Genomic DNA, 23419 nt, shown 5'->3' on the forward strand with positions numbered 1-23419 from the left:
CCGTCAACGGATCAGAGCCGAGGAGTTCGCGCGAAGTGACCATGCACGAGGATCAGGTGGACGTGACCACCGGGACGGTGGCGGGCCTGATCGGGGATCAGTTCCCGGAGTGGGGAGGGCTGGAGGTCCGGTTCCTGCCGTCGACGGGGACCGTCAACGCGATCTTCCGGGTCGGGGACGGCCTCGCGGCGCGGTTCCCGCTGCGGGCGGCGGGCGGTGCCGCCGAGGTGTCGGCGGCGCTGCGGCGGGAGGCCGAGGCGAGTGCGGAGCTGGCGCGGGTGTCCCCGTTCCCGGTGCCGGAGCCCGTTGCGCTGGGGGAACCGGGGGCGGGCTTCCCGCTGCCCTGGTCGGTGCAGACCTGGCTGGCCGGGACGGCCGCCACGGCCCGCCGATCCCGGCCGGTCGGAGCGGTTCGCCGAGGACCTCGCGGCCTTCCTGGCCGCTCTCCGGGGGGCCGACACCCGGGGGCGGCGGTTCAGCGGCGGGGGGCCGCGGCGGGGTCCTGACCGACCACGACGAGTGGATGGCCCTGTGCTTCGAGGAGAGCGAGGGGCTGCTCGACGTCCCCCGGCTCCGCGGGATGTGGAGCCGGCTTCGGGAGCTGCCGCGCGAGGGCGCCGACGTGATGAGCCACGGCGATCTGACCCCCGGCAACGTGCTGGTCGCCGACGGCCGGCTGGCCGGTGTGCTGGACACCGGCGGCTTCGCCCCGGCCGACCCCGCGCTGGACCTGGTCGGCGCCTGGCACCTGCTGGAGCGGGGGCCGCGGCAGGTGCTGCGGACGGCACTGGGCTGCGACGACCTCGAGTGGGAGCGCGGCCGGGCCTGGGCGTTCCAACAGGCCATGGGCCTGGTCTGGTACTACGTCGAGAGCAACCCGGCCATGAGCGCGATGGGACGCCGCACCCTCGACCGACTCCTCGAAGACGAGTAGGACCGCGCCGGTGAGTGCCGGTCAGCGCCGACGGCGGAGCGCGGAGCGCAGGGCGGCCCCGGAGGCGGCGGCCGCCACGAGCAGCAGCAGCGGGACGGTGAGGGCGAGGGCCCGGGCCGGGAGGTCCGGCCGGGGTACGGCGTAGGAGCCCCAGGGGGTACGGACCGCGTCCACGCTCTCGCCGGGGTGGCCGTCGTGGCGTAGCGAAACCTGGGTGCCGTCCGCCAGCAGGCCCGTGCACTGGACGTAGCCGTCGCGGCCGCCGTGCCTGGTCTCACAGGCCGTCAGGGCAACGTGCTCGGCCCGGCCCCGGGGAGCGGTCAGCGACAGGCCGAGGAAGGCGGCGAGGCCGGCCGCGCACAGGCAGAGCACCATGAGCACCGCCCACAGCCCGGCCGTCGAACGGGTGGAGGTCGTCATGACGTCCCGTCAGGCCGCGAAGAGGGCGAGGCGCTCCTCGCCGAGGTGGGTGCGGAGGGTGGCGAGGGCGCGGGTGGTCTGGGACTTCACGATCGAGGTGCTGATGCCGAGGATCTCGGCGGTGGTCTCGACGCTGTGGTCCTCCCAGTGGCGCAGCAGGACGATGGCGCGGTCGCGCGGGGAGAGCAGGGCGAGGGCGTCGAGGAGGGCGAGGCGGACGGCGGTGGTGTCGGGGGTGGTGGGGCGTTCGGGGAAGCGATCCACCGTCAGTTCGGTGGAGCTGCGCAGGCGTTTGTGGTCGAGCAGGGCGTTGAGCAGCACCTTGCGGGCGTACTGGAAGGGGTCGCTGTCCCGGCGGATGAGGCGGGGCCAGGCCAGGTACATCTTGGTGAGGGTGGTCTGGGTGAGGTCCTGGGCGAGGTGCCAGTCGCGGCACATCAGGTAGGCCAGCTGGCGCAGGCGCAGCGTGCTGCCCTCCGCGAAACTGACGAACTCGGCTTCGTTGCGCACTTCTCGGCCCCCAGGGTGGTGCGGTGCAGGTCTCGGTGACGGTGGTGCCGCGGCCCCGGACGGGGCCGCGGCCGGTCCGTGGCGGTCAGAGGATCCGGGGCAGGTCGGGGTAGGCGGCCTTGGCCCGGAGGCCCTCCTCCGCGGTCATCCAGACCGAGAGCGCCGGGTCCCCCGCCAGGGCGATGGCCTGCTGCTCGGTGAGGGCCGGGGCGGTGGGCTTGTTGCCCTCGGCCTCGGTCCAGGCCAGGCAGGTCGCCACGTTCACCTGGACCACGGTGCCGTCGTGGTGACGGGACGTCACCACGACGTCCTGGACGCAGTTGCCCTTCATGTGGTCCACGACCACCTGCTGACCGCGGTCGTCCCGGCGGCAGGACTCCGTCGTGAAGCAGGAGGCCTCCGACTCCCCGCTGGTGACGAAGACCCGGATCATCCCCGTCCCGGCGGGCCCGGTGAGGTAGACCTGGGCCCCGGTGACCTGCGCGCCGTTCACCCCGTCGGTCTGGGCCGCGTACCCGCCGGTCCGCAGGCCGTCCCGGTACCACTCCGGCCACCGCAGCCAGCAGGGCCGCGCCGGTGACGGGCTGTCGCACCACCGGCGAGGGGCTCGGCACGTCGGCGGCGACCACCGCGGAGGGGCCGGCGCCGCCGCTGTGCGGCCGCAGCGGGCCGCCGAGCAGGAGCGCCGTCCCGGCCACCGCCAGGGCCGAGCCGACCACCGCGCCGACCGCGCGCCGGCGCCGCACCCGGCGCCCCTGCCGGACCGCCTCGCCGACCAGATCGCCGAGGGGTGGCGCGTCCAGTGAGGAGAGCTCCTCGTCCAGATCCTTGCCGAAGTCCTTCATGTCTGTTGCTGGCTCTCTGTCGTCGTTGCGCACGCCGGCCATGCGGATCCGCACTGACGCGGTTCTGTCCCTCAGGACGGGTCGGCCGTCCCTTCCGGTGACATCAGGACGCGGAATTCTCGCCCGCGGTTCTCCGGACCGGTCCGGCACGGCGGCACCCCGCGCCGCGAACCCACCGGCTAGCGTGGCGGCATGACGGCCGGTGAGAGTGATCTGCGCAAGTTGCTGAGCGGCATGAGCCCGGAGCTGCACCCGGGGAGGTACGTCTACTGCACGCTGCCGACCAAGGTCCCGGCGGGGCTGCGGCCGGTGGTCACGGTGGCCGAGGCGGAGGGGCCGACCGTGGTGGTGGCGCAGGAGGAGGCGGATTCGCTCGGGCTGCGCTACGAGTACGTGGCGGCCTGGATCACGCTGCGGATCCACTCGGCGCTGGAGGCGGTCGGGTTGACGGCGGCGGTGGCCACCCGGCTCGCCGAACACGGCATCAGCTGCAACGTGGTGGCCGGCTTCCACCACGACCACCTGTTCGTCGGCGCGGCGGACGCGGAGCGCGCGGTGCGCCTGCTGGAGGAGCTGGCGGCGGAGCAGGGCTAGGGGGTGCCCGGGGCACGGGAACTGGCCTCCCGTGCCCCGGGGTTGAGCAGGGTCGAGGTCAGTGGCAGGTGCCGCTGCCCTTGTCGTTGTAGGTCTTGCCGGCCTGCGGGACGAACTCGTAGTCGTAGCTGTTGTCGTGCAGGGTGAACTTCAGGACGCCCCAGGTGTCGGCGTTGCGGGCCTCGCTGTTGTTCTGGATGGTGCCGAAGCCGTAGAAGCTCGCACCGCCCATGCCCGCGACGAAGCTGCGCACGCCGCGCGCGTCGTCCCGGTTGCCGTTGGCGTCCTGCGGGGCGAACCGCTCGTAGGTGTGGTTGTGGCCGGTGACCACCACCTCGGCGTTGTAGTCGTACAGCGCCTGGTAGAGCGGGCGGGTCGCGGTGGACGGCGCGTGGCTGGAGCTGGACGTGTACAGCGGGTGGTGCCAGTAGGCGATGGTGCAGGGCTTGGTGCTGGCGGCCAGGTCGCCGCGCAGCCAGGTCTCCTGGGCCGAGCCGACCGACATAGCGATGTTGGAGTTGAGCGCGACCACGTGCCAGCTGCCGAGGTCGTAGGAGTAGTAACCCTTGGCCGGGTCACCGGCGTTGGCACCGAAGTAGCTGTAGTAGCCGGTGGCGCCCGAGGTGTTGTAGTCGTGGTTGCCCGGGGCCGGGCGGGTGCGCGCCTTGTGGCGGCCCCAGGTCGGCTCGTAGTAGGTGTTGAACTCCGAGGTGGTGCCGTTGGTGTAGACGTTGTCGCCGGCGGTGAAGACGGTGCCGGGGATCTTGTCCAGCAGTGCGGCGGTCGCGGTGTCGCCCGAACCGGAGTCCGCGATGTCGCCCGCGCCGACCAGCACCGGGTCACCGGACGGCTGGGTGGGCGAGGGGGACTGCGAGGGCGAGACCGTCGGGGTCGAGGTGGGCGACGGCGTCACGGTCGGCGAGGCCGAGGCCGAGGGGGAGGCCGAGGGCGAGGGGCTCGGGCCGGAGGTGGTGAGCACCAGCTGCGGGGCGTCGGCGCCGCTCTCGCGGGTGTCGTAGTAGGCGCCGTCCGAACTGGTCGAGCTGACGCCGAAGCTGAAGGTGCCGTTGCCCTTCACCACCGAGGTGACGTCAACCTCGTACCAGGTGTCCTTGGTGATCGCACCCAGCGTGGCCAGGGTGGCACCGTCCTGGGCGGGCTTGTTGTTCCAGGTGGTGCCGGTCTCGCTCCAGGTGGTGCTGGAGACCGACTTGAAGACGCCGCCCTTGCTGGCGCCGCTGTTGCCGCTGATCGAGCGGACCCGGAGCTTGGCGCCGGTGACCGGGGCCGTCACCCCGGCGACGGTGAACTTCAGGAACGCCTGCCGCACCGGGGAGTTGTCCGCCACGAACTGCGTGGAGGTGCCGTAGTTGGTGCTGGGGGTGGTGTCCTGGACGTAGGTGTCGGCGACCGGGGTGAAGGTGGTGGTCGCGGCTGCCGCGGTGGGAGCGGTCGCGGTGAGGAGCGTCGCGGCGAGCGCGGTGGTGACCAGGGCCGCGGAGGCGGCGGTCGCGGCTCGCCAGGATTGGCGCTTGCCCATCGGAGAGTCCCTTTCCTGGGGGAGAGGCCCGTGACCCGTGCCACGAGCGGGGAAATCCTGGGGGGGCTGCCGGGCGGGTCCGGCACGCGCAGATGAACAACTCGCGTGCAGGACATGAGGATCCGGGGATGTACGCGGTCAACTCGTACCCGTACACCGGCTGTTCACCCATCGCATGCCGAGCCGCTACCGAGGCCCTGTTGTCCGTCCGGGCCGGCGCACCCCACGATATGAGCCGTCCACGCCATCCCGCAGCGCCGCCCGGAGGAGCTCCGTGTACCTGTCCACGATCGGGCGGCCCCGCTCCGACGGGAGCCGGACCGCCGTCAAGGTCGGCGCCAACGTGCTGGCGCTCGGCAGCGTCAGCCTGATCACCGACGTCTCGGCCGAGATGGTCACGGCGGTGCTGCCGATGTACCTGGTGCTCGGCCTCCAACTGAGCCCGCTGGCCTACGGTCTGATCGACGGTCTGAACACCGGCGCGACCGCTCTGCTGCGGCTGGCCGGCGGCTGGACGGCGGACCGCTTCCGGCAGCGCAAGGCGGTGGCCGGCACCGGTTACGCGCTCTCCGCGGCGGCCAAGCTCGGCCTGCTGCTGGTCGGCCGCTCGGCCACCGGCATCGGCCTGGTGGTGGCCGTCGACCGGGCCGGCAAGGGCCTGCGCACGGCGCCCCGCGACGCCCTGATCACCCTCTCCACCCCGCCCGAGGCACTCGGCCGGGCCTTCGGCGTGCACCGGGCGATGGACAGCTTCGGCGCCTTCCTCGGACCGCTGGTGGCGATGGCGGTGCTGGCCGCCGCCGGGCAGTCCTTCGACGCGGTCTTCGTCGCCAGCTGCTGCATCGCGGTGCTCGGCGTGGTGGTCCTGGTGCTCTTCGTCCGCGACCAGCGCGAGGAACTCCCGCCGGTGCGGGTGAAGCTGGACGTCCGCGGGCTGCTGAGGGCGGCCCCGGTGCGGCGGTTGACGCTGGCGGCCGTGCTGCTCGGCACCGCCACCGTCGGGGACGGCTTCGTCTACCTGCTGCTCCAGCGCCGCGAGGACCTGGCGATCGGCTGGTTCCCGCTGCTCGCGGTCGGCACCAACCTGGCCTACCTGCTGCTGGCCGCGCCGCTGGGTGCGCTGGCCGACCGGGTCGGCCGGCTGCCGGTGCTGCTGACCGCCTACCTCGCACTGGCCGCCGTCTACCTGCTGCTCTTCGGCCCGCTCGGCGGCACCCCGCTGCTGATCACGGCGCTCGCCCTGTACGGCCTGTTCTACGCCGCCTCGGACGGGGTGCTGATGGCCCTGGCCGGGCCGGTGCTGCCGGAGCGGCTGCGCACCACCGGGATCGCGCTGATCCAGACCGGACAGGCGCTGGCCTACCTGGTCTCCTCACTGCTCTTCGGCCTGGCCTGGCAGCTGTGGGGCCCGGCCACCGCGACCCGCTTCGCCGCCGGGGCGGTCGCGCTGGCGATCGTCGCCTCCGCCGTCCTGCTGTTCCGTCTGCCCGGCGCCGTCAAGGAAGCCTCATGACCACCGAGTTGACCAGCGAACGCAACACCGGCCAGGCCCCTGCCGCCGGGATGACCACCCGCACCCGGATCGGCGTGCTGGCGGCGCTGGCCGCCGTCCTGGCGAGCGTCGCGGTCGGCTACGGTCTGACGGCCGGCGACCGCGGCACCGCCGCGGACCGCCCGGCGGACGCCGTCCCGCTCCGGCTGACCACCGACGGAGGGCAGCTGCTGGTGGTCGGCGACCGCCACCTGAACACCGTGGCGGCGGCCGAGCCCGACGGGCCGCGCCAGGTGGGCGCGTTGGAGTGCGTCCGCTCCTACGCGGCCGGCGGCACCGGGATCTGCGCCCACCCCGACACCCAGTGGTCCTACCGGATGGTGGTGCTGGACCGGGAGTTGACGGAGACAAGGTCGATCCCCGTCCCCGGCCTGCCCAGCCGGGCCCGGGTCTCGGCCAGCGGGCGGATGGTCAACTGGACCACCTTCGTCGGCGGCGACTCCTACAGCGGCGGCGGCTTCTCCACCCGGACCGGCGTCTACGACACCCGCAGCGGTCAACTGGTGAACTCCCTGGAGGAGTTCGCGATCACCCGGGACGGGAGGCCGTACCAGTCGCCGGACGTCAACTACTGGGGCGTCACCTTCACCGCCGACGACAACCGCTTCTACGTCACCCTCTCCACCGCGGGGAAGCGCTACCTGGCCGAGGGCGATCTCGCGGCCCGCACGGTGCGCACCCTCAAGGAGAACGTGGAGTGCCCCTCGCTCTCCCCCGACGGCACCCGGCTGGCCTTCAAGGAGGCGGTGGACGCCGATCCGGCCAAGGGCTGGCGGCTCTCGGTGCTCGACCTGGCCACCCTGCGGGTGACCGCCACCGCCGAGGCGCGGAGCGTGGACGACCAGGCGGCCTGGCTGGACGACCGCACGCTGGCCTACACGGTGCGCGACGGCGCGGGCAATCCCGAGGTGTGGTCCGTCCCGGCCGACGGCTCGGGGCAGGGCGAGCTGCTGGTGGTCGGCGCGGAGTCGCCCTCGGTGCTGCGCTGACGCCCTCCGGCCGCGTGCCGTCCGTACGCTGACGGTCTGTCAGCGCGGTCCGTCGGGGCGCACCCGAACCGATCGGGCCCCCTTGACAGGTCTGGACCATTGCGGTTCAGTCCACCGTACGGTTCCCGTACCGGCCCGCGCCCCCACGTCCGCGGGTCCCCCACACCGGACGATCCCGTCCTCGACTCGTGCGGTTCCCCCACCGCACCCAGGGGAGACGAAGTGTCGACAAATCGACTGATGGCCCTGCTCGCCGCGCTAGCCGTGGCGGTGGGCTTCGCCGTGTTCCTGCCGGGGGCGGCCTCCGCCGCCACCTGTGCCACCGCGTACAGCTCCAGCGCCGTCTACACCGGCGGCGCCACCGTCTCGTACAACGGCCACAACTGGGGCGCCAAGTGGTGGACCCAGGGCGAGACCCCGTCCACCGGCGGCTCCGGCGTCTGGGCCGACCAGGGCGTCTGCGGCGGCGGTGGCAACCCGACCACCACCCCCACCCCCTCGCCGACCAGCACCCCCACCGGCAGCTGCAACTACCCCGCCTGGGTGGCCGGCCAGACCTACACCACCGGCGCGATCGTCCGGTACACGGACGGCAAGTACTACATCGCCGAGCACGACAACCCGGGCTACGACCCGGTGATCTCCACCTGGTACTGGGACCCGTACGCCTGCAACGGCGGCTCCAGCCCGACCCCGACGCCGACCGGCACCACCAACCCGGGCGGATTCCCGGTCAGCGAGGCCCAGTTCAACCAGATGTTCCCGAGCCGGAACTCCTTCTACACCTACGCCGGCCTGGTCAACGCCCTGAGCGCCTACCCGGCGTTCGCGGGCACCGGCAGCGACACCGTGCGCAAGCAGGAGGCCGCCGCGTTCCTGGCCAACGTCAACCACGAGACCGGTGGCCTGGTCTACGTGGTGGAGCAGAACACCGCCAACTACCCGCACTACTGCGACACCACCCAGCCGTACGGCTGCCCGGCCGGCCAGGCCGCGTACTACGGCCGCGGCCCGATCCAGCTGAGCTGGAACTTCAACTACAAGGCCGCCGGTGACGCGCTGGGCATCAACCTGCTGAACAACCCCAACCTGGTGCAGACCGACCCGGCCGTCGCCTGGAAGACCGGCATCTGGTACTGGATGACCCAGAACGGCCCCGGCACCATGACCCCGCACAACGCGATGGTCAACGGCGCCGGCTTCGGCGAGACCATCCGCTCCATCAACGGCTCGCTGGAGTGCAACGGCGGCAACCCCGCCCAGGTGCAGAGCCGGATCAACGCCTACCAGAACTTCGTGCAGATCCTCGGCACCGTCCCGGGCTCCAACCTGAGCTGCTGACAGGGCCGTCAGGGCCGGTGCGGCCCCCCGTGACCGCACCGGCCCCGGGACCACCGTCGGGTCAGCCCAGCGAGGGCAGCGACCTGGCGGTGGTCCCGGTCTTGGCGCCGCAGGCCATCAGCGACTGCAGCTCACCCAGCGTCCGGTTCGCCTCGCCGGCCCGGCTGTTGTCGAACGGGTTGTAGGAGAACGAGAGTTGGCGCTTGCCGCCCAGCTCGCCCAGGATCTGGGTGCCGTAGCCGGGGATGCCACCGCCGTGGCCCCAGAGCTGTCCGCACGGGGTGTCCTCGCGCATCAGGCCCAGGCCGTAGGGCAGGTACTTCAGCGACTGCGGGGCCACCGTGGTCATCTCGGCCAGCTGGGCCGCGGGCAGCAGCTTCCCGCCCAGCAGCGCGGAGTTGAACCTCGCCAGGTCGGCGGTGGTGGAGATGCCCGCCCCGGCCGCGCCCGCCATGCTCGGGTTGAGCCTGGTCACGTCGGCCCGGCCGCCGTCGGCCAGCTGCATGTAGCCCTTGGCGTGCACGCCGGGCACCGCGGTCGAGGAGGACGGGAAGCTGGTCGACCCCAGGCCGAGCGGCCGGACGATCCGGCGCTCCACCTCGGACTCCCAGCCGTGGCCGGTGACCTTCTCGACGATCATCCCGGCCAGGATGTAGTTGGTGTTGGAGTAGTGCCAGTCCGCGCCCGGGGCGAAGTACGGCTCGTGGGCGACGGCCAGCTTCACCAGGTCGGCCGGGCGGTGCTGCACCCAGCGGCCCTGGTCCAGCCAGCGCTGGGCCGCCTCCGGGGTCTCGAAGTCCAGGAAGTCCTTGGACTCGGTGTAGTTGAAGATGCCGCTGGTGTGGTTGAGCAGCTGACGGACCGTGATGTTCCGCCCGTTCGGCACCGCGCCCGGCAGGTAGCGCTCGACCGGCGCGTCGAGGTCCACCCGGCGTTCGGCCTCCAGCTGGAGCAGCACGGTGGCCACGAAGGTCTTGGTCACGCTGCCGATCCGGAACCGGCCGTCGGCCCGGGCCGGGGTGCCCCGGTCCAGGTCGGCCTTGCCGGCCGCGCCCTGCCAGAGCGTGCGGCCGTTCTCCACCACCCGGCCCAGGACGGCGGTCGAGCCGCCCTCCACCACCGCCGCGCGCAGCGCCGCGTCGAGCGCCTCCCGGTCGACCCGGGAACCCGGTGCCGCCTCCGCCGTGACCGCCGCCCCTCGTGCCCCCTCGGACGCCCCGGCGGCCCCCGCCACCGGCGCCACCACACCGACCACCGTCGCGGCGGCCAGTGCCACCGCCGCCGCCCGCAGACCCGCCCCGCGCAGTCCCATGGCCATGTCCCCAGTCCCCTCGGTCCGTTACCCGCCGGAGTCCCTTCCGGCCCGTCCACCCTCGCAGCGCGGTGCGGGCACGCACCTCCCCCTCAGGTCCGGTACCGGTCCTCCCCGAGGGCGAACCACCCCTCCGCCCCACGGGGTACCCGGCCCCTGAGGCCTCTCGGGGTCGTGGCCGGAAACCTCCCCGCCGAACGGCGGGGCCCGCACCCCGAGGGGGTGCGGGCCCGTGGTGCCGGAGCCGTTGGCGCGTCAGCCGAGGCTGGCGGACATGGCGTTCAGCAGGGTGGCCGAGGTGTCGTCGTTCTCCAGCGAGAAGGCGAACATTCCGGCCAGGCCCTTGGACTTGGCGTAGGCGCCGCGGGCCTGGATGGCCTGCGGGGTGTCACCGGTCCAGAAGTTGGTGCCGTCGTAGACCCAGGAGCTCTCGGTGACCGGGTCCCAGTGGGTGGTCGCGGCGGTCGCGTTGAGCTCCTTCCAGGCGGCCAGGCCGGCCTCCTGGCTGAGCGGCTTGGCCGGGGTCGGGCCGGTCGCGCTCTGGTAGAGGCCGTAGTTGGTGCCGGCCGGGACACCGGTCCAGCCCCGCCAGTAGAACGGGATGCCCAGCACGATCTTGTTGGCCGGGAAGCCGCCGGTCACGCCGTACTCCGGCAGGCCGGTGGTGTAGGCGGTCAGCGCGGTGTCCACGTTGTACTTCCGCGCGCCGGGGGTGACGGGCGTGGACGGGTCGGCCGGGCTGTCGTGCAGCGGGTCCTGGTGGTTGGTCGGGCCCTTGGCGTCCCAACCGCCGTGCATGTCGTAGGTCATGACGTCGGCGTAGTCCAGGTAGGCGCCGATCTTGTCGGTCTCCAGGTACTGGATCTTGTCCTGGCCGGCCGGGAGTGCGGCGGTGAGCAGGAACTTCTTGCCCTGCTGGGCGCCGTAGGCGTCCAGCTGCTCGCGGAACTCCTTGAGCAGCAGGGTGAAGTTCTGCTTGTCGGCGGTGGAGGTGTGGTTGCCCACGTGGCCGCCGGCCGAGCCCGGGTACTCCCAGTCGATGTCGATGCCGTCGAAGAGGCCGGCGATCGAGGCCTTGCCGCCGGACGGGTCGCTCGCCACGTTGGTCGGCAGGTCACCGGTCATGAACATCGTCATGCAGGAGGAGACGAAGGCCTTCCGCTTGGCGTCGGTGGAGGCCGCGTCGGAGAAGTACTTCGAGTAGGTCCAGCCGCCGATGGAGATGGTCAGGCGCAGGTTCGGGTACTTGGCCTTCAGCTGGCGCAGCTGGTTGAAGTTGCCCTTGATCGGCTGCTCGTAGACGTCGGTGGAGCCGTCCACGCTGGTCGCCGAGGTGTAGTCCATCTGGTAGTCGGCGTACGCGTCGCCCGCGCCGTCACCCGCGTTGGGGTTGTTCTCGTTGGCCGCGTCGGAGGCCTTCACGGCCTCGAAGCAGGTGTGCGAGGTGGGGTGGATGTTGGCGAACGCGTAGGTGATGACGTCCAGCTTGGCCGCCGAGCCGCTGGTGTCCACGTTCTTCGCGAAGTAGGTGTTCTCGTAGACGCCCCACTGGTCGAAGTAGGCGGAGCGGTACTTGGCGGCCGCCGGGGCGGCGGCGGTGGTCACCGTGACCGGCGCGGACTGGGCCGAGGCGTGGCCGGCCTTGTCGTAGCCCTGGACGGTGAAGGTGTAGGTGGTGCCGGGCAGCAGCGAGCTGACCGTGACCTTGGTGCCCATCGAGGTGGCCACCAGCTGGCCCTGGCGCCAGACCTTGTAGGCCGGGGCGTTGTCGGTCGAGTCGGTGGAGGCCTGCCAGGAGAGCACCACCGCGTTGTGGGTGGTGCGCTCCACCTTGAAGCCGGCCGGGACGGTCACCTTGCCGTCGCCGCCGGGGCCGTTCGGGGTGCCGCTCGGGCTGGGGCTCGTGCTCGGGCTGGAGCTCGGGCTCGAACTGGCCGACGGGCTCGCGCTGGTGGACGGGCTCGCGGACGGGCTGGCGCTGCCCGACGGGCTGGCGCTGGCCGAGGCGCTGACGGTCGGGGTGGTGCTCTGGGTCGGCCCGGAGGGGCCGGTCAGCGTCAGGTCGTCGGCCCGGTAGGTGCCCTGGCCGTACCAGCCGTGGGTGTAGACCGTCACCGAGGTGGTGCTCGCGCCGGTCTTGAAGCTGGTGGAGAGCTGGGTCCAGCCGGTCGCCGAGGGCAGCCAGGACTGGGCGTTCACCCCGGTGCCGGTGGCACCCAGGTAGACGTAGCTGCCCTGCACCCAACCGGCCAGCGTGTAGGTGGTGTTGGGCTGCACCGCGACGGTCTGCTGGCACTGCGCGGTGTCTCCCGCGGTGGCGGCGGCGCTCAGGGCGGCGGCGCCGCCGTGCACCGGGTTGCTCACCACCGAGCCGCTGCCGGCGGCGCAGCTCCAGCCGGTCAGCCCGGCCTCGAAGTCGCCGTTGGAGAGCAGGTTGACCGGGGCGGCCGACGCGGTGCCGAGCGAGGCGACCACGGCGACGCTGCCGGCCGAGAGCACGGCGGCCAGCGTCAGGGCGCCGACTCTACGGCGTGACGATGCGGCCCGGAGCGCGGGGCGCTCGGGCAGAGCTCGTTCGAGCATGGTGGGGGTCCTCCGGATGAGTGGGGTTTCCGGCGGTGCAGGGGATCAAAGATTGGACTGGACCAATTGGGGCGGTCAAGAGCACTGTCGGGCGCTGAGCCCCCGTCAGGAGGCTTTCTTTACCCGGGCCCGCGCCCCCGCACAGGTCAGGGGCCGGACAGCGGCGCAAGGTAAAGAAACTTTCCTGTCCCGCTCTCCTGTCCCGCTCCGGGCCGCACCTGACGGATAGGCTCACCCCGTGCAGATCACTCCCGACACCGCGCTCGTCCTGATCGACCTCCAACAGGGCATCCTGGCGATGCCCACGGCGCACGACTCCGGCGAGATCCTGAAGCACGGCGTCCGGCTGGCCGAGGGCTTCCGGGCCCGCGGACTGCCCGTCGTCCTGGTCCGGGTCGGCTGGCATCCCGACGGCGGCGACCTCCCGCTCCCCGGGGACGGGTTCACCCCGTCGCTGCCGCCCGCCGGCTTCTCCGAACTCTCCCCAGCCCTCGGCCCGGCCGAGGGCGACATCCTGGTCACCAAGCGGCACTGGGGCGCCTTCACCGGCACCGAGCTCGACCTGCAGCTGCGGCGGCGGGGCGTGCGGCACATCGTGCTGGCCGGCATCTCCACCAGCATCGGCGTCGAGTCCACCGCCCGCAGCGCCTGGGAGCTGACGTACCGGCTGACCTTCGTCACCGACGCGATGACCGACCTGGACGGCGACTCGCACGTCCACAGCACCACGAAGATCTTTCCCCGGATCGGGCACATCGCCACCACCGACGAGGTGCTCGCGGCACTCGGCTGACGGTAGGCCCGGGCACAACGGCCGTGCCCGGCACCAGAGTTCTGCTCTGACGCCGGGCACGGCCGTTCCGGTGCTTCGGGTCGGGTGCTGCGGGTCAGCTGGTGAAGGACGCCGCGATGCCCATCGAGTCGGCGCCGCCGGCCGGCTCCGCCCAGGTGCTCCAGGTGCCCTTGGTGTAGTCGGCGTCGATCTCGACCAGGCGGTTGCTGCCGTTGACCGCGAAGACGTGGTTCACGTTGGTGACCGAGGAGGTCGCGCTGGCCAGCCGCTTCAGGCCGCTGCCGCCCTTGTTGCTCCAGCCGTTCCAGGTGCCGGCCGCGAAGTCGCCGTCGGTGTTGTACAGGTTGCCGTCCATGCCGATCGCGGTGAGGTGCACCGTCCTGCCGAAGGACGAGGCCGAGACGTCCTTGGCCGTGAAGCCGCCCGCCGCGGGCGCCCAGTCGTTCCAGGTCCCCGTCGCGTAGTTGGCGTCGATCTCGCGGAGCTGGTCGTTGGCGTCGACCACGAAGACGTGGTTCACGTTGTCGCTGGTCGAGACCGAGGCGATCCGCTTGAGGTTGGTGCCGCCGTGCGAGGTCCAGCCGTTCCAGCCGCCGTTCGGGAAGGCGCCGTCCGAGTTCCACATCTGGCCGTCGGTGCCGATCGCGGTGAGGTGCACGGTGTTGCCGAAAGAGGAGGCCGAAATCGCCTTCACCGTCGGGCTGTTCGGCACCTGGAACCAGCCGGACCACTGCCCGGTGGCGTAGTTGCCGTCCTTCTCCCAGATCCGGTTGTCGCTGCCGATCGCGAAGACCCGGTTGGTCGACCCGGTCGAGGCGCTGGCGACCTCCTTGATCGAGGCCGCCCCCATGTTGCTCCAGGGGCTCCAGTTCCCGGCGACGAAGTTCCCCTCGGCGTTGAACAGGTCCCCGTTCGGGGTCAGGTCCACCAGGCGCACCGTGTTGTTGGCGGCGGTGACGGGGTTGTCGTCGACGATCTTGTCGTAGCGGTAGGCGGTGTAGAGACCGTTGTCGTGGCTGTCGAACTTGGCGGCGTTGATCGACACACCGGTGACGTGCTTCACCGGGTCGGAGCCGAAGGAGTAGTAGGAGAAGGTGGTGTGGGCCGCGTCGTCCCACTTCTCGAACAGGATGACGTGCTTGGCCTCGTAGTCGAGGATGTCACCGGGCTTGAGCTCGCTGCGCGGGATCTGGGTGGCGACGCCCGGCAGCGTGCCGGTGGCCAGGCTGGTGCCGAGGTGCCAGGCCATCGAGACGTAACCGGAGCAGTCGGTGCGGTAGTTGCGCCCCGAGGAGTCCGGATAGGCACCCGTCCAGCTGTAGCTGATGCTGTTCCCCTGCTGGAACCAGTAGTCGGCCCGGGCGATCACCTCGGAGCGGGTGATCGAACCGTCCACCGACGAGGCGGCCTGGGCGACCGTGGCGTTGACCGTGGCCAGGGCGGTGGTCGCGACCGCGCCGGAGAGGGTGATGGCGGCGGCGAGGGCGACGCGGGTGAGCTTCGAGGCGCGAGAGGTCATGGCTGTGCTCCGGGAGGGTGTGCGGACGGATGGACCGCGCGGACTGCCGCCCTGCAGGAGCGGCGGTCTGGCGCGGCTGACGTACCGTCAGCGGAGGTTCGTTCCCTACCGGTCGGGCGCTTCCTGCTGACGAAGAACAGCTTCGTCGCAGCTCAGCCCGAGTGGAAGGGATCCCCGGCGGACCGAAGAGGCCATGGACGGATGCGTCCTCAGGCCGCCGCCCGCGGCTCCCGCAGGAACGCGGCCAGCCCCCAGGCGAGGACGGGGACGGCGCAGAGCACGGTGAGCACGCCGCGCGGCCCGTGGGCGTCGGCGAGCAGCCCCAGCAGCGGCGCCGAGAGGCCACCGACGCTCAGGGCCAGGCCCAGGGTCACGCCGGAGGCGGTGCCGGGGCGGGCCGGCAGGTAGTCCTGGCCGAGCTTGATCAGGACGGCGAACGGCACGTTCAGCACCGCGCCGGTGAGCACCGCGAACAGCAGCGGGAGGTACGGGCCCGGGGCGAGCACCAAGCCCGCCAGGGCCGGTACGGCCAGCAGGGTGCCGAGTCGGACCGTCCGCACCAGGCCCAGCCGGTCGGCGGTCCGCCCGCCCAGCAGGGTGCCCGTGACCCCGCCGCCGAGGAAGCAGGCCAGCGCCACCCCGGCCAGGGTCTGCGTCGCGCCCAGGTCCCGCAGCCAGTGCAGGCCCAGGAAGGTGCTGACCCCGAAGAACACCACCGAGCGGACCATCGCCACCGCCGTCAGCACCAGGAACGGCACCCACTGGTCCTCACCCGTCCGCGCGCCACCGGCCCCGGCCCGCCCCGTCGCCAGGGCGCGCCGCCGGTGCCGGTGCAGCACGTACGCCATCAGCAGCGCGGGCGGCAGGAAGAACGCCGTGGCCCGCACGCCCCAGGCCACCAGCAGCGGGGTGGCCAGCACCGGTGCCAGGAAGAAGCCGACGCTGCCGCCCGCCGCGAAGACGCTCATCGCGGCCGCGCTCTCCCCCGCCGCCTCCCGGGCCGCCTTGCCCGCCGCCGGGTGGAACATCGCCACCCCGATGCCGGAGAGCAGCACCAGCGCCCAGACCGCCGGGTACGGCCCGGCCAGCCCCGCCAGTCCGAACCCGGTGCCGGCCAGCGCCAGCCCGAGCGCCGCCGACCAGCCCAGCCCGTGCCGGTCCACCGCGATCCCGATCAGCGGCTGCGGGACCGAACTCCCGAGCGCCGCGGCCAGGGTGAGGCCCCCGGCCGCGACGTAGCCGTAGCCGCGCTCCAGCACGAAGTACGGCACCACCGCCGGGACCAGGCCCTGGTACAGGTCGTCCACCGCGTGCGCCGCTCCCCACAGGCGCATCCGCTGCCACGTCCCCCGCACCTCCCGGACCTCCGCCGTCCGCACCGCCCCGCCCATGGTCCCGCCCCTTCCGATCGGCCGTCCGCCCCAGCCTGCCCGACGGCCCTCCCGGCACCGGACGGTCCGTCAACTCCCTCCGGAGAGGGAGGCCGTCCACGCCCGGGAGGGATCAGCGGAGCGGGCCCCGCCGGTTGACTGGTGCCCATCGAACGGACGAGCCCCGGGGAGGGCGACATGAGCAGGTGGTTCAGGCGGTTGCTGGTCGGCGTGGCGGCACCGGCGCTGGCGCTGACGGCGCTGACGGCCGTTCCGGCGGCGGCCGCCGAGGAGCCCGACGTCCGGGCCGCGCTGGAGGCCGTCCCCGGCCTGACCGTGACGGCGGAGCGCCCGGCCGCCGCCGGCTTCCGCTTCTTCGAGCTGAGCCTGCGTCAGCCGGTCGACCACCACCACCCGGAGGCGGGCACCTTCCAGCAGCGCCTGACCCTGCTGCACCGCGCGGCGGACCGCCCGACGGTACTGGCCACCAGTGGCTACGGCCTCGGCCCCGGCCAGGGCCGCAGCGAGCCCGCCGCCCTGCTGGACGGCAACCAACTCACCACCGAGCAGCGCTTCTTCGGCACCTCGCTGCCCAGCACCACCGGCGACTACCGGACCCTGGACATCTGGCAGGCCGCCACCGACCACCACCGGATCGTCGAGGCCCTGCGCCCCGTCTACCCGGGCCGGTGGATCTCCACCGGCGGCAGCAAGGGCGGCATGGCCACCGTCTACCACCGCCGGTTCTACCCCGGCGACGTGGCCGGGACGGTCGCCTACGGCGCGCCGAACAACGTGAACGACCGCGAGGACTCGGCCTACCGCGACTTCCTGGCCACGGTGGGCACCCCCGAGTGCCGGGCCGCGCTGCGGGCCGTCCAGCGCCGGGCGCTGCTGCACCGCGAGGAGCTCACCGCTCAGTACACCGCCGCCTACCCGGGTGCGACCTTCGAGCTGATCGGGAGCGCCGACAAGGCCTTCGAGATCGCCGTGCTGCGCACCCCGTTCACCTTCTGGCAGGGCATCGGCCGGTCCGGCTGCGCCTCCGTCCCCGGCCCGGACGCGACCGGCCGGCAGCTCTTCGACTGGCTGGACCAGGCCGGCCGGCTGCTCACCTTCACCGACGGCTTCGCCACCGACTTCGTCCCGTACTTCTACCAACTGGGCACCCAGCTGGGCTACTTCGGCCTGGAGACCGAGCACCTGGCAGACCTGATCCGCTACCCCGGCGCCACCGAGCCGCGCACCTTCGTGCCCCGTGAGGTCGAACTGCGCTTCCAGCCGGGTGCGATGCGCGACATCGACCGCTGGGTGCGCCTGCGGGGCGAGCGCCTGCTCTTCGTCCAGGGCGCGGCCGACCCGAGCGTGGCCGAGCCCTTCCGCCTGGGGCCCGGCACCCGCGACTCCCTGTCCCTCTGGGCACCGGGCGCCACCCACTCGGCGAAGATCGCCTCCCTCACCGACCCCGACCGCAGCGCCGCCACCACCGCCCTGAACCGCTGGGCGGGCCTGGCCTGACCGTCGCTACGCCGCCGGCCAGGCCAGCAGGGCGAGTTCGGCCACCGCACGCAGCTCGGACGCGGTGGCGCCGTCCCTGGCCTGCTGGGACATGCCCTGGAAGACGGACGCGAAGTACCGGGCCAGCGCGGCCGGTTCGGCGCCCTCCGGCAACTCTCCGGCGGCCCCGGCCGCCACCAGCCGGGCCTCGATCACGGCAAGGTTGGCGTTGCGCAGCTCGCGGAGGTGGGCGCCGATCCCCTCGTCCTGCGCGGTCACGTTGGTGGCGGCGCTGACGGTCAGGCAGCCGGCCGGGTGGGACGGGTCGGGGAAGACCTCGGCCGCCTCCCGCAGCAGCCGGGCGACCGCACCGCGGGCCGTGGGCTCCTCGGTGAGCGCGGCGGCGGCGAAGGCTCCGGCCGGGGTCCGCCCGTAGTGCCGCACCACCTCCTCGAAGAGCGAGCGCTTGTCGCCGAAGGCGGCGTACAGGCTGCCCGCCCTGATGCCCATCGCCTCGGTCAACTCGCCCATGGAGGTGGCCTGGTAGCCCCGTTCCCAGAACAGCAGGGTGGCGGCCTCCAGTGCGGCGGCGCGGTCGAAGCCACGCGGCCGGCCGCGGCCGGCACCCGTTCTCTCGGTCATGCCGAACATTGTAGGTGGATCGTTCAAGAAATCGTGCTACGGTCTTTCTTGAACGATCCACCAAGAAATAGGGGACGGGGCAACAGCCATGCGTGGAACGACTCTTGAGCGGACGAAGCTCGCCGGCCGGGTGGCCCTGGTCACCGGCGCGAGCCGGGGCATCGGCCGGGCCGTCGCCGAGCGCCTCGGCCGGGACGGCGCCCTGGTGGCCGTCGCCTACGGCCGCGACGCGAGCTCGGCCGCCGAGGTGGTCGGGCGGATCGAGCAGGAGGGCGGGCGGGCCTTCGCGGTCCGGGCCGAGTTCGGCCGGCACGGCGACGCCGCCGCGCTCTGGGCCGCCTTCGACGCGGGCGTCGCCGCCCACGCGCCGGACAACGGGGTCGACATCATCGTGAACAACGCCGGGATCGCCCACGCCGCCGACCTCGCCTCGCTCACCGAGGAGGGCTTCGACGAGGTCTTCGCGGTCAACGTCCGGGCGCCGTTCTTCGTGGTGCGGCACGGCCTGGAGCGGCTGCGCGACCACGGACGGATCGTCAACGTCTCCAGCGGCGCCGCCCGCCTGGCGATGCCCGAGGCGATCGCCTACGGGGCCACCAAGGGCGCCCTGGAGACCTTCACCCTCAACCTGGCCAAGCAGCTCGGACCGCGCGGCATCACCGTCAACTCGGTGGCCCCCGGCGTGGTGGACACCGACGTCAACGCGGGCTGGCTGCGCGGCAATCCGGCCGCCGAGGCGCACGCCGCCTCGCTCGCCGCCCTGGGCCGGGTCGGGCAGCCCGAGGACATCGCCGACATCGTGGCCTTCCTCGCCTCCGCGGACGCCCGCTGGGTCACCGGCCGCTCCATCGACGCCACCGGCGGCGCGGGGCTCTGACCAACCCCGGTAGACAGTGTCTACTCCCACCTGGTAGACACTGTCTACATGACCGATGAAGACCTCCGCGCCCGCCTGGTGGCCACCGGTGCCGAGCTGCTCGCCCAGGAGGGGCCGCAGGCCCTGACCCTCCGTGAGATCGCCCGCCGCGCCGGGGTCTCGCACGGCGCCCCGCGCCGTCACTTCCCCACCCACCTCGCCCTGCTCTCGGCGATCGCCCGTCGGGGCTTCACCGACCTGGCCGCCCGCCTCGACCGGGCGCCCTCGGGCGGCCCGCGCGAGCAGCTCGCCGAACTGGCCCGGATCTACCTGGAGTTCGCCGCCGAGAAGCCCGGCATGTACGAGCTGATGTTCCGCCACGACCTGCTGGAGAGCGGCGAGCTGGGCCTGCGGGAGACCAGCCTGCCGCTGTTCGCCCGGCTCGGCACCCTGATCGCGGCGGCCCGCCCGGGCACCGACCCCACCGCGGCGGCCGGCGCGTTCTGGGCCAACCTGCACGGGCTGGCCCAGCTGCACCGCTGGGGCAGCCTCCAACTCGCCACCGGTCAGGCGGAGATCACACCCCTGCTGACCGCAGCCCTGGACGCGCACCTCGGCCCGGCCGCCCGGTGACCGCCGTCACCGACTCCGTCGCCGTCCAGCGCGTGAGCCGCCGTCAGCAGCTGCTCGTCCTCACCGGCAGCATCACCGGGGCGGCCGTGGTCGCCCTCGACGGCACCGTGCTGACCGTGGCCCAGCCCACCCTGCGGCGCGACCTGTCCGCCACCTTCGCCCAGGTCCAGTGGACCAGCACCGCGTACCTGATCGCGGTCACCTCCCTGCTGGTCTTCGCCGGCCGGCTCGGCGACCGCTACGGCCAGCGCCGGGTCTTCGCCGTCGGCGCCGTCGGCTTCGGCGTCGCCTCGGCCGCGGTCGGCTGCGCCCCGTCGATCGGCTGGGTGATCGCCCTGCGAGCCGCCCAGGGCGTGTTCGGCGCCCTGCTGCAGCCCGCCACCCTGGGCCTGCTGCGCGCCGCCTACCCGCCGGACCGGCTGGGCACGCCGATCGCCGTCCGGACCGCCGCGATCGGCCTGGCCGCCGCGGCCGGCCCGGTGGTCGGCGGCGTGCTCACCACCCACCTCGGCTGGCGCACCGTGCTCTTCCTCGGCGTCGTCCCCGCCGTCGCGGTCGGCCTGTTCGCGCTCGCCGTACGGCTCCCCGGACCGACCACCGCCGCCCGCCCCGGGCTCGACCTGCCCGGGGCCGCCCTGCTGGCCCTCACCCTGGCCGGGCTGGTGCACACCCTGACCGCCCTCCCGCACCCCGGCCCGGTGGCCCCCGCACTCACCGGCCTGGCCGCCCTCCTGCTGGTGCGGCACGAGCGCCGCACGCCGCACCCGCTGCTCCCGGCGGCCCTGCTGCGCACGGCCCCCACCGCACCGGCCCTGGCCGTCCTGGTGAGCGTCTCCGCCACCGTGTTCGGCACGCTCTACCTGGTCACCTACCTGCTCCAGGACACCCTGGGCCTGTCCGCCCAGGACGGCGGACTGCGCGGCCTCCCGCTCGCGCTCGCCATGGTCGGCGCGGCCCCGGCCGCCGCGGCCCTGATGCGCCGTCACGGCCCGCGCCGCGCCGCCGCCTCCGGGCTCCTGCTGACCGCGCTCGGCGCACTGCTGCTCTCCCGGCTGGCGCCCGGCACCTCCTGGTGGGGAAGCACCCCCGGGTTCCTGCTGCTGGGCGCGGGCTTCGGCACCGCGATGGTCACCGGCACCGCCGTGGTGGTGCGCCGGGCCGCCGTGGCGGACGCCGGGACCGCGGGCGGCCTCCAGCAGACCGCGATGAACCTCGGCCCCGCCCTCGGCATCGCGGCCGCGGCCACCCTCACCACCCTCGGCCTCTCCCCCGCCGCCACCGTGCTCGCCCTCGCCGCCACGGCCGCCGCCGCCCTCCTGCTCACCCGGGGGCTCCCCCGGGCATGACCGGCGGGCCCGGCCGAGGCGCAGGCCGAGGCACAGGCTCAAGACCCGAGCGGTCGTCAGCGGGCCCGGCGGGACCGGCGGGCCCTGCGTGACCGGCGCCCGCTGACGACCGGTCAGGCCGCCGCCACCGGCTCGGGAGCCGCCTCGGGGGCGCCCCCGGGAGCGGTCCCGACCGGCGGGGCGGCCCGCCGCCGGGCCGCGACCAGTCCGACCACCGCGAGGCCGAGCCCGGCCCACAGGGCGAGGGTGAGCAGCGGCTGGCCGGCCGCCGCGCCGTCGAAGTAGGCCACCGAGCGCAGCGCCGATCCGGCCGCGCCGGGCGGGAGTTGGGCGCCGATCACCCGAGCCGCACCGGGCAGCATCTCGGGGGCCGAGGTGATGCCCGAGAAGGCGTTGCCGACCAGCACCATCAGCAGGGCGGTGATCCCGATCCCGGGCATGCCGATCAGCGAGGCCAGCCCGGCCGCGGTGGCGCCGACCGCGAGCGCGGTCAACCCGAACACCCCTGCTTCGGCGAGCCAGTTGCCGCTCAGCGCGCCCAGCCAGGCGTGGCCGACGGCCACCGCCACCAGCCCGGTCAGCGCGGCCGCGCCGAGCAGCGCGCCGATCGCCGACGCACCGCGCAGCCGCAGCACCGTCACCAGTGCCCCCGAGGCGATCCCGGCCAGCACCAGCGGCAGCAGCCCGGCGCCCAGTACGGCGCCGCGCGGGTCGGCCGCCGGGGCCGCGACCACGTCGGTCACCGCGGCCCGGCCGCCGCTCGCGCTCTGGAGCAGCTGGGCCACCACCGGCCCGGCCGCCGAGGCGGTGTAGAGCTCGGGGCCCTGCGGCCCCACCACCAGCGCGCCGTAGACCTCGCGCTGCTCGATCGCGGCCCGGGCGGCCGGGCCGTCGGCGTACTCGTGGATCTCGAACGCGCCTTGCCGGTGCGCGAGTTGCTCCTTCACCTCGGCCGTGGCGGCGGCCGGCCCGGCCACGCCGACCGGCAGGTCGTGCGGGGCCAGGCGGGCGGCGGGCCAGGCGAAGGCCCAGAGCGCGAAGGCCACCAGCAGGGGGACGACGAGGCAGACGACGGCGATCCGACGCGGTGTCGGCGGCAGGTCGGCGGACATGACTGTTCTCCGCTCTCAAGTCAAAAAAGAAGGATCGTTCGTTTTACGAGACTCACTGTCGGACGCCCGTGGCGCGGTTGTCAAGAAGGAATGTTCGTTCTACGGTGGCGACCATGGCCCGCGTATCCCAGGCACACCTCGACGCCCGCCGCCGCCAGATCCTCGACGGCGCCGTCCGCTGCTTCTCCCGCAACGGGTTCCACGCGACCTCGATGCAGGACGTGCTGCGCGAGAGCGGACTCTCCGCCGGGGCGGTCTACCGGTACTTCGCCAGCAAGGACGACATCATCCGGGCCATCGCCGTGGAGGTGGTGGACACCATCCGCTCCGCCTACGCCGAGGCCGCCGGCGCCAGCCCCCGGCCCACGCCCGACGCACTGCTCTCCACCGTGCTCGACCGGGTCTTCCACATGGCCGCCGGCGGCGACGACCCGCTGGTCTCCACCCGCCTGATCCTCCAGGTCTGGGCCGAGACCCAGCGCAACGAGGACCTGGCCGCCGCCCTGCGCGCCGGGTTCGCCGCCCTGCACGAGCTCTGGTCCGGGCTGGTCCAGGAGTACCAGCAGGACGGCCGGCTCCCGGCCGACGTCCCGGCCGCCGACCTCGCCCGGATCCTGATCGCCACCGCCCAGGGCCTGATCGCCCAGCAGGCGCTCTTCGGCGACGTCGACCCCAGCGCGATCGGCGCCGCCCTGCGGGCCGTGCTCCGCCCGGCCGCCCCCGCGCAGTAGCGGCCGCCGGGGAGCCGCGCACTGTCGCACCCCTGCGCGATGCTGGCGGTATGAAGCTGCCCCGCGTCCGCTGCCCGGAGCCGTCCTGCTCCCGCCAGGTGGCCCTGATGCCCCTGGCCACCCGCGCCGGCTACGGCGTCGTGCACGACCACAAGCTGCACAGCCGCTCGCTGGCGCTCTGCCCCGGCTCGATGACGCACGTCCCGCTGGCCGAGGCCGCCGCCCGCCAGGACCAGCTTCCGCTGGAGGGCCTGCCGGCCACCCAACCCGCCGACCAGCAGCCGCTGTTCGACTGACAGC

Annotated in this window: 22 protein-coding genes and 1 pseudogene; 13 read left to right on the plus strand and 10 right to left on the minus strand. The window is 73.5% G+C overall.

What is annotated here, in order from left to right:
• The first annotated feature begins 35 nt into the window (after positions 1–35).
• Positions 36–934, plus strand: a pseudogene (locus ABD946_RS11840) (aminoglycoside phosphotransferase family protein).
• Positions 935–955: 21 nt separating this feature from the next.
• Here the strand turns inward: ABD946_RS11840 and ABD946_RS11845 are convergent.
• The 3 genes from ABD946_RS11845 to ABD946_RS11855 form a co-directional block, all read right to left on the minus strand.
• Positions 956–1354 (minus strand): hypothetical protein, encoded by a 399-nt coding sequence (locus ABD946_RS11845; protein ID WP_345282735.1) that lies wholly within the window; start codon positions 1352–1354, stop codon positions 956–958.
• 9 nt (positions 1355–1363) lie between these two features.
• A complete protein-coding gene (locus ABD946_RS11850) occupies positions 1364–1864 on the minus strand; it encodes a sigma-70 family RNA polymerase sigma factor (RefSeq protein WP_345282736.1) in 501 nt (166 codons plus the stop codon).
• Between the two features lie 85 nt (positions 1865–1949).
• On the minus strand, positions 1950–2357 hold the full coding sequence (locus ABD946_RS11855) for a hypothetical protein (RefSeq protein ID WP_345282738.1): 408 nt from the start codon (positions 2355–2357) through the stop codon (positions 1950–1952).
• On the opposite strand from ABD946_RS11855, the gene ABD946_RS11860 reads away from it, so the two are divergent.
• Both ABD946_RS11860 and ABD946_RS11865 read left to right on the plus strand, forming a co-directional pair.
• Positions 2338–2670 (plus strand): hypothetical protein, encoded by a 333-nt coding sequence (locus ABD946_RS11860; RefSeq protein WP_345282739.1) that lies wholly within the window; start codon positions 2338–2340, stop codon positions 2668–2670. The two genes, ABD946_RS11855 and ABD946_RS11860, sit on opposite strands and share 20 nt — an antisense overlap.
• A gap of 231 nt (positions 2671–2901) precedes the next feature.
• Positions 2902–3303 (plus strand): ACT domain-containing protein, encoded by a 402-nt coding sequence (locus tag ABD946_RS11865; RefSeq protein ID WP_345282741.1) that lies wholly within the window; start codon positions 2902–2904, stop codon positions 3301–3303.
• 58 nt (positions 3304–3361) lie between these two features.
• Here the strand turns inward: ABD946_RS11865 and ABD946_RS11870 are convergent, their stop codons facing one another.
• Entirely contained in the window at positions 3362–4843 is a 1482-nt protein-coding gene (locus ABD946_RS11870; RefSeq protein WP_345282742.1) for a CBM96 family carbohydrate-binding protein, read from the minus strand.
• Positions 4844–5117: 274 nt separating this feature from the next.
• On the opposite strand from ABD946_RS11870, the gene ABD946_RS11875 reads away from it, so the two are divergent.
• From ABD946_RS11875 to ABD946_RS11885, 3 genes are all read left to right on the plus strand, one after another.
• Complete coding sequence (locus ABD946_RS11875; RefSeq protein ID WP_345282744.1) at positions 5118–6356, plus strand: MFS transporter; 1239 nt, start codon at positions 5118–5120, stop codon at positions 6354–6356.
• Entirely contained in the window at positions 6353–7384 is a 1032-nt protein-coding gene (locus ABD946_RS11880) for a hypothetical protein (protein WP_345282745.1), read from the plus strand. The genes ABD946_RS11875 and ABD946_RS11880 overlap by 4 nt, the downstream gene beginning before the upstream one ends.
• A gap of 222 nt (positions 7385–7606) precedes the next feature.
• Positions 7607–8725, plus strand: a complete 1119-nt coding sequence (locus ABD946_RS11885; RefSeq protein ID WP_380150170.1) for a glycoside hydrolase family 19 protein — start codon at positions 7607–7609, stop codon at positions 8723–8725.
• A gap of 61 nt (positions 8726–8786) precedes the next feature.
• On the opposite strand, the gene ABD946_RS11890 is transcribed toward ABD946_RS11885, so the two are convergent.
• Both ABD946_RS11890 and ABD946_RS11895 read right to left on the minus strand, forming a co-directional pair.
• Entirely contained in the window at positions 8787–10043 is a 1257-nt protein-coding gene (locus ABD946_RS11890) for a serine hydrolase domain-containing protein (RefSeq protein WP_345282747.1), read from the minus strand.
• Between the two features lie 249 nt (positions 10044–10292).
• A complete protein-coding gene (locus ABD946_RS11895; RefSeq protein WP_345282749.1) occupies positions 10293–12620 on the minus strand; it encodes a glycosyl hydrolase family 18 protein in 2328 nt (775 codons plus the stop codon).
• A gap of 238 nt (positions 12621–12858) precedes the next feature.
• On the opposite strand from ABD946_RS11895, the gene ABD946_RS11900 reads away from it, so the two are divergent.
• On the plus strand, positions 12859–13413 hold the full coding sequence (locus ABD946_RS11900; RefSeq protein ID WP_345282751.1) for an isochorismatase family protein: 555 nt from the start codon (positions 12859–12861) through the stop codon (positions 13411–13413).
• Between the two features lie 94 nt (positions 13414–13507).
• Here the strand turns inward: ABD946_RS11900 and ABD946_RS11905 are convergent, their stop codons facing one another.
• Together ABD946_RS11905 and ABD946_RS11910 are read right to left on the minus strand one after the other, a co-directional pair.
• On the minus strand, positions 13508–14932 hold the full coding sequence (locus ABD946_RS11905) for a DUF8189 domain-containing protein (protein WP_345282753.1): 1425 nt from the start codon (positions 14930–14932) through the stop codon (positions 13508–13510).
• Positions 14933–15141: 209 nt separating this feature from the next.
• On the minus strand, positions 15142–16323 hold the full coding sequence (locus ABD946_RS11910) for an MFS transporter (RefSeq protein ID WP_345282755.1): 1182 nt from the start codon (positions 16321–16323) through the stop codon (positions 15142–15144).
• Positions 16324–16500: 177 nt separating this feature from the next.
• On the opposite strand from ABD946_RS11910, the gene ABD946_RS11915 reads away from it, so the two are divergent.
• A complete protein-coding gene (locus tag ABD946_RS11915; protein WP_345282758.1) occupies positions 16501–17820 on the plus strand; it encodes a S28 family serine protease in 1320 nt (439 codons plus the stop codon).
• Between the two features lie 6 nt (positions 17821–17826).
• Here the strand turns inward: ABD946_RS11915 and ABD946_RS11920 are convergent, their stop codons facing one another.
• Positions 17827–18450 (minus strand): TetR/AcrR family transcriptional regulator, encoded by a 624-nt coding sequence (locus ABD946_RS11920; protein WP_345282760.1) that lies wholly within the window; start codon positions 18448–18450, stop codon positions 17827–17829.
• 79 nt (positions 18451–18529) lie between these two features.
• On the opposite strand from ABD946_RS11920, the gene ABD946_RS11925 reads away from it, so the two are divergent.
• Genes ABD946_RS11925 through ABD946_RS11935 form a run of 3 tightly spaced genes read left to right on the plus strand, consistent with a single transcriptional unit; the run spans position 18530 to position 21276 of the window.
• On the plus strand, positions 18530–19318 hold the full coding sequence (locus ABD946_RS11925) for an SDR family oxidoreductase (RefSeq protein ID WP_345282762.1): 789 nt from the start codon (positions 18530–18532) through the stop codon (positions 19316–19318).
• A 48-nt stretch (positions 19319–19366) separates the two neighbouring features.
• On the plus strand, positions 19367–19930 hold the full coding sequence (locus ABD946_RS11930) for a TetR/AcrR family transcriptional regulator (RefSeq protein WP_345282763.1): 564 nt from the start codon (positions 19367–19369) through the stop codon (positions 19928–19930).
• Entirely contained in the window at positions 19927–21276 is a 1350-nt protein-coding gene (locus tag ABD946_RS11935) for an MFS transporter (protein ID WP_425558590.1), read from the plus strand. Before ABD946_RS11930 ends, ABD946_RS11935 begins: the two co-directional genes overlap by 4 nt.
• Positions 21277–21389: 113 nt before the next feature.
• Here the strand turns inward: ABD946_RS11935 and ABD946_RS11940 are convergent, their stop codons facing one another.
• Positions 21390–22388, minus strand: a complete 999-nt coding sequence (locus tag ABD946_RS11940) for an ABC transporter permease (protein WP_345282765.1) — start codon at positions 22386–22388, stop codon at positions 21390–21392.
• Between the two features lie 113 nt (positions 22389–22501).
• On the opposite strand from ABD946_RS11940, the gene ABD946_RS11945 reads away from it, so the two are divergent.
• Together ABD946_RS11945 and ABD946_RS11950 are read left to right on the plus strand one after the other, a co-directional pair.
• On the plus strand, positions 22502–23119 hold the full coding sequence (locus ABD946_RS11945; protein ID WP_345282767.1) for a TetR/AcrR family transcriptional regulator: 618 nt from the start codon (positions 22502–22504) through the stop codon (positions 23117–23119).
• Positions 23120–23169: 50 nt separating this feature from the next.
• Positions 23170–23415, plus strand: coding sequence for a hypothetical protein (locus tag ABD946_RS11950; RefSeq protein ID WP_345282769.1), 246 nt, complete (start codon positions 23170–23172; stop codon positions 23413–23415).
• Positions 23416–23419 lie beyond the last annotated feature (4 nt).

This window comes from Kitasatospora albolonga (assembly GCF_039535905.1).
Taxonomy (GTDB): Bacteria; Actinomycetota; Actinomycetes; order Streptomycetales; family Streptomycetaceae; genus Kitasatospora; species Kitasatospora albolonga.

What these genes read in the sequence shown, in the direction of transcription:
- ABD946_RS11845 (WP_345282735.1), bottom strand. Translation starts at nt 1,354, where the DNA reads ATGACGACCTCCACCCGTTCGACGGCCGGGCTGTGGGCGGTGCTCATG.
- ABD946_RS11865 (WP_345282741.1), top strand. Translation starts at nt 2,902, where the DNA reads ATGACGGCCGGTGAGAGTGATCTGCGCAAGTTGCTGAGCGGCATGAGC.
- ABD946_RS11870 (WP_345282742.1), bottom strand. Translation starts at nt 4,843, where the DNA reads ATGGGCAAGCGCCAATCCTGGCGAGCCGCGACCGCCGCCTCCGCGGCC.
- ABD946_RS11880 (WP_345282745.1), top strand. Translation starts at nt 6,353, where the DNA reads ATGACCACCGAGTTGACCAGCGAACGCAACACCGGCCAGGCCCCTGCC.
- ABD946_RS11890 (WP_345282747.1), bottom strand. Translation starts at nt 10,043, where the DNA reads ATGGCCATGGGACTGCGCGGGGCGGGTCTGCGGGCGGCGGCGGTGGCA.
- ABD946_RS11895 (WP_345282749.1), bottom strand. Translation starts at nt 12,620, where the DNA reads ATGCTCGAACGAGCTCTGCCCGAGCGCCCCGCGCTCCGGGCCGCATCG.
- ABD946_RS11905 (WP_345282753.1), bottom strand. Translation starts at nt 14,932, where the DNA reads ATGACCTCTCGCGCCTCGAAGCTCACCCGCGTCGCCCTCGCCGCCGCC.
- ABD946_RS11910 (WP_345282755.1), bottom strand. Translation starts at nt 16,323, where the DNA reads ATGGGCGGGGCGGTGCGGACGGCGGAGGTCCGGGAGGTGCGGGGGACG.
- ABD946_RS11915 (WP_345282758.1), top strand. Translation starts at nt 16,501, where the DNA reads ATGAGCAGGTGGTTCAGGCGGTTGCTGGTCGGCGTGGCGGCACCGGCG.
- ABD946_RS11920 (WP_345282760.1), bottom strand. Translation starts at nt 18,450, where the DNA reads ATGTTCGGCATGACCGAGAGAACGGGTGCCGGCCGCGGCCGGCCGCGT.
- ABD946_RS11925 (WP_345282762.1), top strand. Translation starts at nt 18,530, where the DNA reads ATGCGTGGAACGACTCTTGAGCGGACGAAGCTCGCCGGCCGGGTGGCC.
- ABD946_RS11930 (WP_345282763.1), top strand. Translation starts at nt 19,367, where the DNA reads ATGACCGATGAAGACCTCCGCGCCCGCCTGGTGGCCACCGGTGCCGAG.
- ABD946_RS11940 (WP_345282765.1), bottom strand. Translation starts at nt 22,388, where the DNA reads ATGTCCGCCGACCTGCCGCCGACACCGCGTCGGATCGCCGTCGTCTGC.
- ABD946_RS11945 (WP_345282767.1), top strand. Translation starts at nt 22,502, where the DNA reads ATGGCCCGCGTATCCCAGGCACACCTCGACGCCCGCCGCCGCCAGATC.
- ABD946_RS11950 (WP_345282769.1), top strand. Translation starts at nt 23,170, where the DNA reads ATGAAGCTGCCCCGCGTCCGCTGCCCGGAGCCGTCCTGCTCCCGCCAG.